Below are 14,734 nucleotides of genomic sequence, written 5' to 3' on the forward strand. Positions count from 1 at the left end.
TTCACATGAGCAACGCCCCGCAGATCGACGCCTTCATCGCGCGCTGGAAAGACACCGGCGGCAGCGAGCATGCCAATTACCAGCTCTTCGTGATCGAGCTGACCGAATTGCTGGGCCTCGACCGGCCCAACCCGGCCACGGATGACGACAGCAATGACCATTACCGGTTCGAACGGCCCGTCACCTTTGCCCACACCCACAAGCGCACCACGGGCTTCATCGACGCCTATCGCGCCGGGCATTTCGTGCTCGAAACCAAGCAAGGCGTGAACCAGAAAAAGAACCGCGCCGCCGACCTGGCCAAGGGCACCGCCGCGCTCAGCCAGAAGCGCATCGGCCACGGCGTGCGGGGCACCGCCGCCTGGGACGACACGATGCTCAAGGCACGCAACCAGGCCGACAACTACGCCCGCGCCGTCGCACGCGAAGACGGCTGGCCGCCCTTCCTCATGATCGTCGACGTAGGCCATGTGATCGAGCTTTATGCCGACTTCTCGAAACAGGGGCAGGGCTACAACCAGTTCCCGGATGGCAACCGCTATCGCATTTTCCTCGACGACCTGCGCAAGGACGAGATCCGCGATCTCCTCTGCACGATCTGGAGCGATCCTTACAGCCTTGACCCCTCCCTGAAATCCGCCGAGGTTACGCGCGACATCGCCGCCCACCTGGCCGAACTGGGCAAAAGCTTCGAAGGGCAGGGCCACGACAGCGAAACCGTCGCCCGCTTCCTGATGCGGTGCCTTTTCTCGATGTTTGCCGAGGATGTGGACCTGATCCCGCGCGGCAGCTTCACGGACCTCCTGCACAAGCTGCGCGGCCATCCCGAACATGCCCAACCCGCGCTCAAGGGGCTGTGGGAGACGATGAACACGGGCGGCTTCTCCCAGGTCCTCATGCAGGACCTCAAACGTTTCAACGGCGGCCTTTTCCGTGATGCCGACGCGCTCCCCCTCAACAATCTGCAACTAGGGCTCCTGATCGAAGCCGCCGAAGCCGACTGGAAACAGGTCGAACCGGCGATCTTCGGCACGCTCCTCGAACGCGCCCTCGACAAGCGCCAGCGCCACAAGCTGGGCGCGCACTATACGCCCCGCGCCTATGTTCAGCGCCTTGTTACCCCCACCATCATCGAACCCCTGCGCGAGGATTGGCGCGACGTGCAGACCGCCGTTCAGCGCCTGACAGAGGACGGCAAGACCGACGACGCGCTCAAGCTCGTCCGCGACTTCCACCACAAGCTGTGCGAGACCACCGTGCTCGACCCCGCCTGTGGCTCGGGCAACTTCCTCTATGTCGCGCTGGAGATGATGAAGCGCCTTGAGGGTGAGGTCGCATCGCTGATGATCGAACTGGGCGACACGCGCCCGCTGATCACCGTGGACCCGCACCAGTTTCTGGGGATCGAGCTGAACCCCTGGGCCGCCAACGTGGCCGAGCTGGTGCTGTGGATCGGCTACCTTCAATGGCACTACCGCACCCATGGCACCGCCGCCCCGTCCGAACCGGTGCTGCGCGACTTCAAGAACATCCGCAACGCAGATGCGGTGCTGGAATGGTCCGACCGCACCCCGCGCATGGATGCAGACGGCAACCCCGTCACCCGCTGGGACGGCGTGACCACCATACGCCACCCCGTGACGGGGGAGGAGGTGCCGGACCCCGCCGCGCGCGTGCAGGTCTTTGACTATGCCAAGCCGAAACCGACCCAATGGCCCCGCGCGGAGTTCATCGTCGGCAACCCGCCCTTCATCGGGGCCTCACGCCTGCGGGACAATCTGGGCGATGGCTATGTCGAGGCGCTGTGGAAGGCCTACCCCAAGATGCCGCAAAGCGCCGATCTGGTGATGTTCTGGTGGGAAAAGGCCGCACTCGCCGCCCGCGCCTACAATGCCAAGACGGGCAAAGGCACCCGCCGCTTTGGCCTGATCACCACCAACTCCCTGCGCCAGACCTTCAACCGCCGGGTGCTGGAGCCACATCTGAACGACCCGAAGAAACCGCTCTCCCTGCTCTTTGCGATCCCGGATCACCCTTGGGTCGATACGCTCTACGGAGCTGCCGTGCGGATTGCGATGACCGTGGCGGCGGCGGGAAACCGGGCCGGAAAGCTGAGACTCGTGGAAAACGAGTCAACAGAAAAGAGTGAAGCGGAAGGGCGCTCGGTTTCATTCCTTGATCAAGTCGGGAAGATTTATGCGAATCTTAAGATTGGGGCAGACATTCAAGGAACCCACAGTCTTGCAGCAAACGATGGCCTTTCGACACGAGGTGTGATGCTTTTCGGCTCTGGTTTCATCGTCTCACAAGACAAGGCGAAAGCTCTGGGACTAGGACGTGACCCGGAAGTCGCAAAGGTAATTAAGCCATATTTCAACGGCCGGGACCTCTTGGCTCGCTCGCGAAACGTCATGGTCATTGATCTTCTCGGCATGGCTGAAGAAGACGTTAGAGAACGAGTGCCCGCAGTCTACCAACATGTCCGCGACAACGTTTGGCCTGAGCGGCGAGAAAACAACCGTGAAAGTAGGCGAAAGAAATGGTGGTTGTTCGGAGAGCCCTTGGCTCCATTCCGTCCCGCGCTTGAGCACTTGCCCAGGTTCATCGTCACGGCAGAGACCACCAAGCACAGGATATTCCAGTTCTTGGATGGTTCCGTTTTGCCAGACAATGCTCTGATCGCTATTGCAGTGTCAGGCTCAGAAGAATTGGCTGTTCTTTCAAGCCGTATCCACGTGTGTTGGTCGCTGGCTGCCGGCGGAAGGCTGGGCGTAGGCAACGACCCAAGGTATAATAAATCGCGCTGCTTCGACCCCTTCCCATTCCCCGACCTCACCGACGATTTGCGCACCCGCCTCCGCGCCTTGGGCGAAGAGCTAGACGCCCACCGCAAGCGCCAGCAGGCCGCCCACCCCAAGCTGACCCTGACACAGATGTACAACGTGCTGGAAAAGCTCCGCGCCGGGGAAACCATCGGGGGCAAGGACCGCGAGATTTACGACCAGGGCCTGATCGGTATCCTCAAGGACCTGCACGACCAGATCGACGCCGCCGTGGCCGAGGCCTATGGCTGGCCCGTGGACCTGAGCGACGAAGACATCCTCTTCCGACTCGTCGCGCTGAACAAGGAACGCGCCGAGGAAGAGGCGCGCGGCCACATCCGCTGGCTCCGCCCGGACTACCAGAACCCCGAAGGCCGCCAGACCGCCAAGGGCACGCAGGCCGAGTTGGACGTCGGCCCCACCGCCAAGATCGAAAAAGCCCCCTGGCCCAAAACCCTCCCCGACCAGATCGCCGCCGTCCGCGAGGCGCTGGCGGAGATGGGCGAAGCCACCCCCGACCAAATCGCCCGCCGCTTCGTCCGCGCCCGTACCACCACCGTGCAGCCGCTGCTGGAAAGTCTCGCGGCTTTGGGGCAGGCCGAGAAGATCGAAGAGGGGAGGTATGCGGCGTGACAGAAAACATTCCGCCATTGCCCGTCGAGCGTTTGCTTGATGAAGAACTCCTTAGAAATGCGCAAAGGGCATCCGGCTTGGAACGGGTGGCCTTCTTGGCCGGGCCGTTCATTAAAACAGACAAGGCACCTCGAAAGAACTCGCGTAACACTGCGGCGGTGTTGCGCTATTTCCTTTTCCACAAGCTCACGAACGCTGGCTGGCAAGTAACGCTGGGCGAGTATGAGAAATTGATTGGTGCAACTGCACCACTACTTGGCGATCAAAACAATGCAGCCCTGGCCGAGTTCGATCACGCAAAATCGCGCAGAACCGACGCCGTAGTAATGCTGCCAAGCAGCCCCGGAAGCTTCCTTGAACTTGGATCGTTTTGCCATGACGAAGACATCTGCAGAAAGATGCTGGTCATCGTTGATGCCCAGTATCAAACCCACGAAAACTACATGAACACGGGGCCCATCATTGAAGCAAAAGAGAACGGCGCCAACGTCGAATTCATTGATTACGCGGACAAAGACCTTTGCTGGACGCACGTTGAGCCTTTTGTAACCGCTCGCGCCAGGAGAAGAGCCGCCAGAAGGATAACTGGACGATGAAAACCATTGACCCGCTCTTTGCCTACCTTTCGATCTTGGCTGTTATTCAGCCCGCGAGAATTCAGGATATCGAAGAATTCTCGTCCAAACTGTTGGGGAAGGAGCTTTCCAACTGGCTAAGTGAAAACGAAAAACTGCGCGAAGCGCACTTGGACGCCAGAGAGAATGGTTTGGTCACAGCGGTGAGGCGCGGTGTGTATTTCATGACACCTAAGGGCAAGCAGGTTGTGCGTCGTGAAGGCCTAGAGCGCTCCATCGACAACCGTCGTTTGTTCTTGATGAAAGCCCAGCGTAGGAGGTACAAGTAATGTGCGAGTTGGTATCGCGTTCAGCTTGTTCGCTGCTTCGGCGAGCCGTTGTTCAGGTTTGGTTTGAAGGGGCTCGCGGCCTAAGTCCAAGAGGCATTTTGCCCAAGGTCTCGGCCAAAATGCCTCTTGGACTTAGGCCGCGCGCTCAAGGCAGTCTTCACTTCAGAGACTGGAAGTTGCTGTAGATGCCAACTCGCTCATACTACTTCCCCAGAGACTTTGCGCACCTAGAGGAAATCCTTCGGGCGGAACCAGGTGGTTTTCCTGACGACGAAACTGCGCGCTTCCGTGAGCTTGGGCTACCGCCGATACCGACAACGGGTGCATTGCCGCTGTTCCTCGGAATCAGCCCGAAGACTATTTTCTCAATCCGCCGTCGGCCCAGGAAGCACTATCGTTCTTTTCCTTTAAAGAAGAAGGATGGCACCAAGCGCGACATCGATACACCACGGACCTACCTCAAGGTCATCCAGTGGTGGATCTTGGACAACATCCTGAACCATGTGGAGATCGCTGAGAACGTCTTCGGTTTCGTGGCTGGGCGAAGCGCGGTCCAGAATGCCAAGTACCATCTTGGCGCAAAGCATGTGCTCAATGTCGATATCCGGCAGTTTTTCCCATCGATCACGATTGACCAGGTGCGTGAAATCTTTGTCTCGCTCGGCTACAAGGAAGATGTAGCGGAAATGTTGGCAGAGTTGTGCTGCCTAGATGACCGTGTACCGCAAGGCGCGCCGACAAGCCCGGCCATTGCCAATTTGGTTCTGCGCGGACTGGATGAGCAGCTGTCACATTTGGCCAAAGAGGCTGGCCACCGATACTCGCGATATGCGGATGATCTCACGTTCAGTTCACAGCAACGAGTTGAACCGGCATTTCTCGATTCAGTGCAGCAAGCAGTTGAACAAGCAGGGTTCGAGCTGAAGCCGGAGAAAACCAGGTTTTCTGGATTCGAAGGACGCATGGAGGTCACGGGTGTTGTCATCAACGACAAGATGCAGCCACCTCGTGCTTGGCGCAAACGCACAAGGGCGAAGCTTCACAAGCTTGGGTTGGCTCCTCGTCTGACTAGACAACAGCTGGCTTTCTTACATGGAATAGTCGGGATGGCTGCACAATTCCAAGATAGCGTACAGATGCAAAGGCTTTCTGCCGAAGCCAGTGCCCTAATCGAGATAAAGGCGCAAACTGTGGTTAGACACAGCCCGCAACCAATACTCCCGAACGGGCTTACTGTTCGCCAGGCTGAAGCCTTGGCTATGCTCGGCCCGAGACGAACTAACGCGGAAATCGCTGCGCGACTCGGGACCAGCGAGGCAGCGATAAAGAAGAGGCTACAGGAGGCATTTCGGAAGATTGGGGCTGGAGACAGAAATGGCGCACACCGATGGGCGGTAAAGCATCTTTGAGAGCACCAGCTTTCCGGTGTGCCAGAGTCCAATTCTAGGGAACCGACGTGACAAGCGGCGCGACCCAAGTTACTTGGCCGCACCGCCATTGTTATCTTTGCCGCCGGTGTTTTGTTGGATCCACCAGGCGATACTTCTGTCCCTTCTGCTCTGGAGGTGGAAGAGGTTCATTGCGTGTGACCGTGCGTTCGACCCCGGTTCCACCGCCACGAGGACCGGTGATTTCATACTGTCCGGAACGCGGCGCTTTTTGACCTGGCTTGAGAAGCTTGTCAGACATGAGACGCCTCCGGTGCTGCAGGGGGAACATTTGCAAAGCGCTTTCCGGTCGCGATCTCGCTGATGCGCCCCTGATTGAGATCGAAGTCGGCAGCGATCCGATGCTGAAAATCGCCCTTCGCAAGGCGAGCCTTGATGATCGACACCTGCTCAGGCGTCAGAGTTTTGATAGTAGCCATCCGGCGTACTCCTTGGCGCTTGTTAAAACATTTGCCCTGGAGTCCCGAACCGTCTATCCCTTGCTTACCACCACAAGAGCGCTTCGGTCTCCGGAGCCACGACGAAGAGGGTGCGCCTGTATCCTTTCGACGTGTTGTGAAAGCGGGGACGCCTTGCCGGGCGCCCCCGCTAAACTCAGCAGATTGAATCCTCCATCAGCAATGGACGAACTTGTTTCGCGCCAACGAACTGCGAAAGTAGCCTGTAGTTCTGCTTCTCGTGGCGTATGCGGCCTGCGACGATGGCAGGATGAACCTTTGCTTGCCGCGAAAGGGAGATAACGTTCTGCACACTGGGGCTAGAGCGCACTGGATGGCCGTCCCACAGCTCCAAGGGAATAAGGGCTTCTTGCGCCCACTCGTCAGCCTCCTGTTCGCGGATATCATCTCGTTCATGGTTCCGCTCACGAAGTTGCAGATCGTCAATGAAGACCTCGCCGTCTCCATTGTTGAAGTGCCGCCCCAAGTGGGCCAATTCATGAAGTAGGCAGAACCAGAAATTATCCAGACGATCATATCGGATCGTCATGCCCACAACTGGAACACTATCCACTGTCCAAAGTGCTGCGCCGTCCAAATAGGTCTTTGGCAGGTGCGAAGCGACAACAAGCGCGATGCCATGCTTGGCAAGTCTTTCCTTGGCGAGCTTTGGCCCCTCGTCAAATTCACTCAAGCGGGCCAAGTCACGGAGAAAATCGAGGTCGATAGTTCCTTGTTCATAGACACCTTCCAACCCCGCTTGCCGTGCTTTGCAAAGAATGTGCAGGCACCAAGCTTGTAAAGCATGAACATCCGTTTTGGCGTTGGCTCGTGAACCTCCGCCTTGGCGGAACAAAGCCTGTGGCAGCGCTTGCTGCCCCCCAACGCACGCGACCATCTTCTGCACGATTTCTTCGGTGCGATCCTTGATGTCTGCTGTTTTCTGGATCCAGCCTAGTTTGGCCATTTGCATCACAGGAAAACGCTCGAAATCAATCCCCGCCGGAGCGGTCGGCAAAGCGCCACCATCTCGTATCAGCACATCGGCCGGAATGCCCAAATGTTCATTCAAAGCCCGGATCATCTTGAGAGTTAGGCTTCGTTTTCCACTCAGAACTTCCGATGCCTTTGCGCGGCTTCCAAAGATTGGGGCCAGGTCACTCTGATTCATGTCGAGCTGCTGCATGCGAAACTTGATTGCTTCGATTGGATCTGGCGCGTCCATTGGAAAGTGACGATCTTCGTAGACCTCGATCAGTGTCGCCAGCACATCAAGCTCATCATCTTCTACTTCAGAGCGATCAAGGTCCATCAGCGCTTCAACACGGGCAAGTGCAGCGGTGTAATCCTGCTCGGAATGAATTGGCCGAATATGATGCTCGTTCATAGTCATACTTCCTCCGCGTCGATTTGATCATATTCCTCGTGAGTTCCGAGGAACCGAACAAAGCCAATACCCTTCTCGTAGTCGAACCTGACAATCAGTCGATATTTGTTGCCACAAATATTGAAGACCACTCGTCCGCCCTTCAAAATGCTTGCGTTGCGATACTGCGCTTTGACCTCGGCTGGCGTTTTCCAGTTCGCGCGATGCGCTTCTGCCCACCAAACATCCAGCTGCGACTTCGAGTCTGGGAAGCGTTTGGAAAAGGCAATCAACTTCGGTCGGGCAATGATTCTCATCGTTTATCTAGTCCAACGTTCCCGTACAGTCAAGTTATACATCGCTCCCTATAGGGGAGCAGATACCAGATTCGTGCCTTGGCGGCAAGTTCGGCAGCGAAGGGAGTTTCTTGATCCACTTTTGATGCCGATGTCTACAATGGCGCAGAATACAACCTAAGGGCAACGCTCAGTACTAAGTTTTGAGATGTGCAAGCTGGGAAAACACTAAATCTCGCTCTTCTCGCCTTTGATCACTTCTTGATCGTCTATGCCGCACGCGCCGAGAACGCGCGATCAGCCAACCTATAGCATGGCAAATGGCGCGGACCTGCCAACCCACAGCTTGGCGCCACATTCAATGCGTCAGCCCCCGGTCCATCTCCCGCTCCCGCACTTCTAGCTCTGTCTCAGCCTCTCTTCGGCGTCCCTCGCTAAGCTCAAGCTCTCGTTCAACTTCGCGTCCAGCGCGTTGTAGGTGGCCTCTTCGCTCAGCAAGCCACGCAACGCCTGCATTGACGCGATCTGTGAGCGTATGAGCAACGTCGCGCAGGCCGCGATACCATCCAATTGGGCTTGCAGCCTCTTCGTCGAGCGCGCTTCCAAGCCGCTCAATTCCGCGGCTGAGGTTTCGCAGGCCGTCACCAACCGCTCGACGCAGGCGAGCAAGTCGCGCTCCAAGGCTGTCAGGGGCGTCGTCATTCATCTCTCCTCGATCTTGATGCAGATGACCGGCGTCCCGGCCAGTGTGCAGGTCTTCAGCTCGGTCCTGTCGGGGTCCAGCGTCAGCCAGGTCTGCTCCCCCCGGTCGATCCGCGTCAGGCCCAGTTCCGTCAGCTCCGAGCGCGTCAGCAGGGTCGCCCAGAACCAGCTCGCGGCCATCATCGAGGCGATCCCCGTCACGATCAGCCCCGAGATCACCCAGGGCGAGATCGTCAGCCAGCGCCTGATCTGCTCGGTCCGCGTCTCGAACAAGCTCCTGTTCTCGTTCAGGAAGCGGCGCGTATCGTTCTCGATGGTACGCCGCGCGTCGCTCGCAATGGCCGTCAAATCGGTCCTGAAGCTCTCCAGCTGGGATGCCATCGAGGCGGCGTAGTCCTGGCGTATCGTGTCTAGCTCCGCGTTCAATTTCTCGCTCAGCCGGGTCGGCTTGCCAGTCTTCATGGAAAATCTCTCCTTTCAGGCGCCAGCGTTCGCCGGTCTCGGGGTCCTGGGCGGTCAGGTAGGCTTTACCGACGCGCGGCAGGTCGAAGCCTGCGTCTGTGAGCGCGTCGACCATGCTGGCGCGGTCGGTGATTAGGCCGATGCTGACCTGATCGAGGATCCATGCATGCAGCTCGTCGCGGCCCTGGGCGCGGGTCGGGGCCTCGATGGTGTCGCGCACCTCCTGGGTACGCTCCAGCTCCATCGGGTCTGCCCAGCCGTGGCGCTGGTTCATCAGGTCGCGCAGGCTGTCATAGGCATCCTGGTAGCCCGGCGGGGCGATGTTGAGGCTGCGCCCTGTGGTCAGTTCAAGGCGCGGGGTGCAGAAGTGCAGCTCGACGCGGTCCTCGTGGCTGTGACGGACCCAGAGCATGTCATATTGCTCGCCGTCCAGCCCGGCGAAGGCCAGCTGCTCGAAGGCGTCCATCACCTCGGCCTGCTGTGCGTCGCTGGGCGCGTCCTCGGCGGCAAAGCTGATCACGCCTGCGCGGTAGGTCCACTGGTGGCGGCTGGCGTCGATCAGGGCCTCGGTGCGGCTGGGGTCGCCGCGCAAGACCTCGGGCAAGGGATCGCGCGTCACCATCAAGGGCTGGCCGTCGGCATCGCGGACCAAGTCGCGGTTGCTGTCATAGGCCAACACGCGCTCAGCCACGAGATAACCGACCGGTCCCGCACCCGCGCCCTTGCCGTTGGGAAAGAATTTGATCAGCACCGCCGCGCCTCGTCGAGGAGCTGGGCGAGCTGACGTTCGATCACCAGCAGGCGGCGCGCCACGGTCAGGCTGTCGAGGTCGGTGCGGCCCACCAGCATCGCGCGGTTCAGCCAGCGTGCGATCTGGTTGAGGTTGCCGCCGATGCGCCCCACGGCCAGCACCAGCGCCGGATCGACGCGCGGCACGGGTTTGCGGCGACGCGCCTCGGTCAGGCCAAGCGCCTCGCGCAGAAGCGTCGCGGCGGGCAGCCCCGCAGCCTCGGCCTTGGCGCGCAGCTCGGCTTTCTCAGCCGCCGTGCAACGGAAGACGAAGGTCTCCGTCAGCGGCTCCTTTGCGCGGGTCTTGCCCGCGCCGGTGGGGTTCGAAGGGGAGGCTTGCCGCCCCTCGCAAGGTCCCGTGTCAGAAGCGCCAGCGTATGACACGGGTCGCCTTGCTGTTTCCTCAGACCGCATGGCGGTTCTTCCCCACGGTCGGGGCAACATCCTGCGGAAAACGTGATGCGCACTGCATCTGACGCGGTGCAAAGGTCGCGATGCGGGGTGCAGGAGGCGCGGCGCATGCGCCAACCTGCGACTGATGGATGACATCCCGCAGAAGACGCAACTGCGCCTGCCATTCCGCGCTGTCCACCGGGGCCGGTGTCCGTGCCGGAAGCCAGAAACCCAGGTGATGCTCGTGCGGTGACAGTGGCAGGCTTCGGTCCAGCGTGGTCATCCCTTCCCGGGCCAGCCGTGCATCCCAGTCCCGGACGAAGCAGATACCCCTCGGGACAAACACCAGGTCCGGGCGCGTTCCGCCGGATTGCCCTTCATCGGGCAAATCCGGCGCGGACGCGCGCCCTCGTTCTTTTCTAAATTCTTGTTCTCTGTTCGGGGGGCGATCCTGTCCCCCTTTGCTGGACAGGTCTGTCCCGCTTTGCGGACAGGATTGTCCCCCTTTGGCGCGGCTAAGCGGGACAACCTTGTCCCCTTCCCGGCGGCGCTCGGTGGCCCGTTTCATGGCCGCTTCAGTCGGGCGGTAGCGCGATGATTTCCCCTTGTTGGTCCCGCGCTCCACGGTCATGTAGCCCGCCGCCTCGACCTTGTTCAGCGCCCGCTTGACCGACTTGGCGTGCTTGCCGATGGCTGCGCCGATGGTTTCAAAGGACGGTCGGCTCTCCCCCGTCTCGTGATCGGCATGAGCCAAGGCCAGGTAGAGCGCCACGCGCAGGGCGTTGTCGTCCAGCTCGTGGTCGGTGACCATCTCCAGAAGGTATTGCAGCTTGATCTTGCAGAAGGGCAGAAGCTCAGACATCGACCCCTCCCGCGATTGCGATCACGGGCGCGATCTGGTATCCATTCCGAGCAAACTTTTCGATTTGGCCGTTGACCCGGGTGCCAGCCCAGTCAGCGGCCTTTCGGTTTCTTGGCCCCCTGAAACGGTTCGCCAGAGGCCCGAAAAGCCCAATCAAATCAAGGGGCGGGGTTTTCCGGTTCGCCAGCGCAAGCCGTTGATTTCCTTTACCCCGCACAGTCCTGCACGGCTCACCACTTGCATCAGATTTCCTTCCAGGGATCGCACCTTGCGGTCCGCATCCGCGCGCCGTCAATCGCTGGGGCGAGCAGCAGCTTGATTGCCCCGAATACGGCGACCTCGCGGAACTGCGGGCCTATTCTTCTGACCGCGCCTATAGCGAGATCCCCGGGGAGCAGGCACGGCAGTGGCTCCAGCCAAGCCGAATTGGTCCTGTCGAAGCTGCTGAATGGCCCCGTGACGGCAGACCGTTCAGCACTTACCCTCAGGCGCTAGAACGGCGGGGATGACGGCTTTGGAAACGAGCGAATGCGATGTGGTGGTGGTTGGCGCGGGCTCTTCGGGCTGTGTCGTCGCGGCCCGGCTTTCCGAGCGCCCGGGGCTGCGGGTCTGCGTCATCGAGGCGGGCGGGCGCGACCTTAGCCCGTGGGTGCGTATGCCAATCGGCTACGGAGGCGCCTTCTATCACCCGCGTCTCAACTGGCGCTATTACACCGAGCCCGAAGCAGGCCTTGGCGGGCGCAGTGCCTATTGGCCGCGCGGCAAGGTGATTGGTGGCTCAAGCTCGATCAACGCGATGGTCTTTATCCGGGGGCAGGCCGAGGACTACGACAGCTGGGCCGCGGCGGGCTGCACCGGCTGGAGCCACGCCGATCTGCTGCCCTACTTCAAGCGGCTGGAAGACAACACGGCGGGCGAAAGCGCGTGGCGGGCGACCGGCGGGCCAGTGGGCGTCAAGGATGTTTCGCAAGAGGTTCACCCCCTGTCTCACGCCTTCGTCGCCGCAGGCCGGGCAGCGGGCCACGCGGTAAACCCCGATTTCAACGGCGCCTCGCAGGAGGGCGTCGGCTTTTACCAGATCACCACGCGCGGCGGCTTCCGCTCTTCGGCGGCAGCGGCCTATCTGCGGCCCGCCCTGCGGCGCAAGGCCCTGCGGCTGGAGACGGGTGCGCACGTTACGCGGCTGCTGTTCGAAGGGCGGCGCTGCACCGGCGTCGAGTTTCGGCGGGGCGATACCGTCCATCAGGTAAAGGCGCGGCAGGTGGTGCTCTCCGCCGGGGCAATCGGCACGCCGCAGATACTACAACTCTCGGGGATCGGTGACCCAAGACGGCTCAAACCCCACGGAATAGAGACGATTCATGCCGCACCCGGGGTAGGCCGCAATCTGCAAGACCACATCGGCTTCGACCTTGTCTATGAGGCCACCGTGCCCACACTCAACGCCACCCTCGGGCGCTGGATCGGGCGCGTCCGGGCCGGGATGCGATATGTGATCACACGCGGCGGGCCGCTTTCGCTCTCGGTCAATCAGGCGGGCGGCTTTGTGCGCAGCGATCCGGGGCGCAGCAGGCCCAACCTCCAGCTCTACTTCTCGCCGCTGAGCTACACCAAGGCGGTGCCGGGCAAGCGGCGGCTGATGAAACCCGATACCTTTGCAGGGTTCATGATTGGCGTCTCCAACTGCCACCCCAAGAGCCGGGGCGAGTTGCACATCCGCTCGCGCGACCCTCAGGCGGCACCGGCGATCCGCCCCAATTATCTGAGCGCCCCCGTAGACATGGAGGAACTGCTGGCGTCAGTGCCAATCATGCGGGCAATTGCCGAGCAGCACCCGCTGGCCAGCATCACCCGCGCCGAGCTGAAGCCGGGCCCCGCGGTGACCGAGCGCGAGGCGCTGAAAGATTATATTCGGGCCGTAACAGGCTCTGTTTTCCACCCCTGCGGCACTTGCGCGATGGGGGCCGAGGACAGCGCGGTTGTTACGCCGGATCTGCGCCTGCGCGGGATCGAAGGGCTGACGGTGGCCGATGCTTCGGTGATCCCCTCCATCACCTCGGGCAACCTCAACGCCCCGGCGTTGATGATCGGCGAAAAGGCGGCAGACCTTATCGCGGCGCGGCTCTGAGCGCGTTTGCCAGCCGCTCCACCCCGCGCTGCACCTCGATCCAGGGCACCGCCGAAAAGCCCAGCGTCAGCCCCTGTTGCGCGACGGGGGCCAGCGCAAAGCGCGAAAGCGGTGCGGTGGCCAGCCCCTCGGCCCGCGCCGCCTCGGCCGCTGCCAGTTCATCGCGCGGCTGCGGAAAGTATCCCACCGTATGAAAGCCGGTCTCCGTGGGCTGCACATTGAGCAGCCCGCCCAAATGGCTCTGCGCGGCCTCCATCAGGGCATCGCGCCGGTCGCGATAAAGGTCTCTCATCCGGCGGATATGGGCCGAAAATCGCCCCTCCTCGATAAACGCCGCCACCACCGCCTGCACCGAATGCGACACCCCATGCGCCGCCGCTTCAAGCGTGCGGGTGAACACCTCCGCCAGCCCCGGCGGCACAACCGCATAGCCCAGCCGGATCGCCGGAAACAGCGCCTTGGAGAAGGTGCCCACGTAAATCACCCGCCCCCCCGCATCGAGCGCCTTCAGCGGCGGCAACGGGGCGCGGCCATAGTGAAACTCGCCCACGTAGTCATCCTCAATCACCCAGGCCCCGGCCCGCTCGGCCTCTTCCAGCAGCTCAAAGCGCCGGTCGCGTGACATCGGCACGCCCAGCGGATGCTGATGCGCCGGGGTGGTAAAGGCGGCGCGAAACTTCGGCTCGGCGGCGCGACCCGCGGCAACGTCGATCCCCTGCGCATCCACGGGCACGGGCACCAGCCGTGCCCCGCGTGACAAGAAGGCGTTGCGCGCGCCGATGGCACCGGGGTTTTCAATCCAGACAGGGTCGCCCGGTTCCAGCAGGATCTGCGCAATCTGCACAAAGGCATCCTGTGCCCCGGCAAAGACGAACACCTCCCCCGGCGCACAGCTGAGGCCCCGGTTGGCGCGCAGGTGCTGGCAAATCGCGTCACGCAGGGCAGGCAGCCCGGCGGCCTCGGGGTAGCTCATCAGCCCGGCACGGGAACCCCGCCAATACTTCGCCTGCATCCGCGCCCATTGCGCCATAGGGAAGGCATCAAACGCGGGCATGCCGGTGACAAAGGGGCGCGGGGTGCGCGGGTGTTCGAGCCGAGGGAAATACCGCTCGGTCAGGTCTTTGGCGACATGCGAAACCGTCTCTGTTGCAGGCGCGGCGGGCGCATGCGGGCGCACTTCCTCCGACACATAGGTGCCCGCCCCCACATGGCTCGAGACCATGCCCTCCGAGGCTAACTGTTCGTAGACGGTGACGGCGGTGGTGCGGCTGACGCCATGATCCCGCGCCAACACCCGGGTGGCGGGCAGGCGGGTTCCGGGCGGCAACGCGCCAGACAGGATCAGCTCGCGCAGACGGGTGGTCAGCTGCATCGAAAGGCTGGCAGCATCCGCCCGGTCCACCGAGAGGCCGGGAATCAGCGCACCACCCGCGTATTTGGCCATCCGATCCTCCAATTGGTCTGCCAGCCTTTGCGGAGTGGACCTTATCGG

General features: G+C 61.4%; 12 protein-coding genes. 5 read left to right on the forward strand and 7 right to left on the reverse strand.

Annotated features, from left to right (window positions below; translation table 11 throughout):
* Positions 1-5 precede the first annotated feature (5 nt).
* The 4 genes from FHY55_RS20410 (at position 6) to FHY55_RS00840 (ending at position 5,768) form a co-directional block, all read left to right on the forward strand.
* Complete coding sequence (locus FHY55_RS20410) at positions 6-3,455, forward strand: class I SAM-dependent DNA methyltransferase (protein WP_168222907.1); 3,450 nt, start codon at positions 6-8, stop codon at positions 3,453-3,455.
* A complete protein-coding gene (locus FHY55_RS00830) occupies positions 3,452-4,051 on the forward strand; it encodes a hypothetical protein (protein ID WP_140012383.1) in 600 nt (199 codons plus the stop codon). Before FHY55_RS20410 ends, FHY55_RS00830 begins: the two co-directional genes overlap by 4 nt.
* Positions 4,048-4,359, forward strand: coding sequence for a hypothetical protein (locus tag FHY55_RS00835; RefSeq protein ID WP_089962282.1), 312 nt, complete (start codon positions 4,048-4,050; stop codon positions 4,357-4,359). The genes FHY55_RS00830 and FHY55_RS00835 overlap by 4 nt, the downstream gene beginning before the upstream one ends.
* 185 nt (positions 4,360-4,544) lie before the next feature.
* Positions 4,545-5,768, forward strand: a complete 1,224-nt coding sequence (locus FHY55_RS00840) for a retron St85 family RNA-directed DNA polymerase (RefSeq protein ID WP_140012384.1) — start codon at positions 4,545-4,547, stop codon at positions 5,766-5,768.
* 272 nt (positions 5,769-6,040) lie between these two features.
* Here the strand turns inward: FHY55_RS00840 and FHY55_RS00850 are convergent, their stop codons facing one another.
* From FHY55_RS00850 to FHY55_RS00875, 6 genes are all read right to left on the reverse strand, one after another.
* Positions 6,041-6,226, reverse strand: a complete 186-nt coding sequence (locus tag FHY55_RS00850; protein WP_089962287.1) for a hypothetical protein — start codon at positions 6,224-6,226, stop codon at positions 6,041-6,043.
* 175 nt (positions 6,227-6,401) lie between these two features.
* Positions 6,402-7,631: a transcriptional regulator gene (locus FHY55_RS00855; protein WP_140012386.1), complete on the reverse strand. Its 1,230-nt coding sequence runs from the start codon at positions 7,629-7,631 to the stop codon at positions 6,402-6,404.
* Between the two features lie 2 nt (positions 7,632-7,633).
* On the reverse strand, positions 7,634-7,927 hold the full coding sequence (locus tag FHY55_RS00860) for a type II toxin-antitoxin system HigB family toxin (RefSeq protein ID WP_140012387.1): 294 nt from the start codon (positions 7,925-7,927) through the stop codon (positions 7,634-7,636).
* Positions 7,928-8,264: 337 nt separating this feature from the next.
* Positions 8,265-9,821, reverse strand: coding sequence for a relaxase/mobilization nuclease domain-containing protein (locus FHY55_RS00865; protein WP_140012388.1), 1,557 nt, complete (start codon positions 9,819-9,821; stop codon positions 8,265-8,267).
* Entirely contained in the window at positions 9,815-10,243 is a 429-nt protein-coding gene (gene mobC, locus FHY55_RS00870; protein ID WP_254695387.1) for a plasmid mobilization relaxosome protein MobC, read from the reverse strand. The genes FHY55_RS00865 and mobC overlap by 7 nt, the downstream gene beginning before the upstream one ends.
* Before the next feature lie 19 nt (positions 10,244-10,262).
* Positions 10,263-11,114 (reverse strand): helix-turn-helix domain-containing protein, encoded by an 852-nt coding sequence (locus FHY55_RS00875; RefSeq protein ID WP_140012389.1) that lies wholly within the window; start codon positions 11,112-11,114, stop codon positions 10,263-10,265.
* A gap of 505 nt (positions 11,115-11,619) precedes the next feature.
* Here FHY55_RS00875 and FHY55_RS00880 point away from each other — a divergent pair.
* The gene (locus FHY55_RS00880) at positions 11,620-13,242 is read left to right on the forward strand and encodes a GMC family oxidoreductase (RefSeq protein ID WP_140012390.1); all 1,623 of its coding nucleotides are present in this window, start codon (positions 11,620-11,622) and stop codon (positions 13,240-13,242) included.
* Here the strand turns inward: FHY55_RS00880 and FHY55_RS00885 are convergent.
* Entirely contained in the window at positions 13,223-14,686 is a 1,464-nt protein-coding gene (locus FHY55_RS00885; RefSeq protein WP_140012391.1) for a PLP-dependent aminotransferase family protein, read from the reverse strand. The genes FHY55_RS00880 and FHY55_RS00885 overlap by 20 nt on opposite strands.
* Between the last annotated feature and the right edge of the window lie 48 nt (positions 14,687-14,734).

Source organism: Oceanicola sp. D3 (assembly GCF_006351965.1).
Classification (GTDB): domain Bacteria; phylum Pseudomonadota; class Alphaproteobacteria; order Rhodobacterales; family Rhodobacteraceae; genus Vannielia.

What these genes read in the sequence shown, in the direction of transcription:
- FHY55_RS20410 (WP_168222907.1), top strand. Translation starts at nt 6, where the DNA reads ATGAGCAACGCCCCGCAGATCGACGCCTTCATCGCGCGCTGGAAAGAC.
- FHY55_RS00835 (WP_089962282.1), top strand. Translation starts at nt 4,048, where the DNA reads ATGAAAACCATTGACCCGCTCTTTGCCTACCTTTCGATCTTGGCTGTT.
- FHY55_RS00840 (WP_140012384.1), top strand. Translation starts at nt 4,545, where the DNA reads ATGCCAACTCGCTCATACTACTTCCCCAGAGACTTTGCGCACCTAGAG.
- FHY55_RS00850 (WP_089962287.1), bottom strand. Translation starts at nt 6,226, where the DNA reads ATGGCTACTATCAAAACTCTGACGCCTGAGCAGGTGTCGATCATCAAG.
- FHY55_RS00855 (WP_140012386.1), bottom strand. Translation starts at nt 7,631, where the DNA reads ATGAACGAGCATCATATTCGGCCAATTCATTCCGAGCAGGATTACACC.
- FHY55_RS00860 (WP_140012387.1), bottom strand. Translation starts at nt 7,927, where the DNA reads ATGAGAATCATTGCCCGACCGAAGTTGATTGCCTTTTCCAAACGCTTC.
- FHY55_RS00875 (WP_140012389.1), bottom strand. Translation starts at nt 11,114, where the DNA reads ATGTCTGAGCTTCTGCCCTTCTGCAAGATCAAGCTGCAATACCTTCTG.
- FHY55_RS00880 (WP_140012390.1), top strand. Translation starts at nt 11,620, where the DNA reads ATGACGGCTTTGGAAACGAGCGAATGCGATGTGGTGGTGGTTGGCGCG.
- FHY55_RS00885 (WP_140012391.1), bottom strand. Translation starts at nt 14,686, where the DNA reads ATGGCCAAATACGCGGGTGGTGCGCTGATTCCCGGCCTCTCGGTGGAC.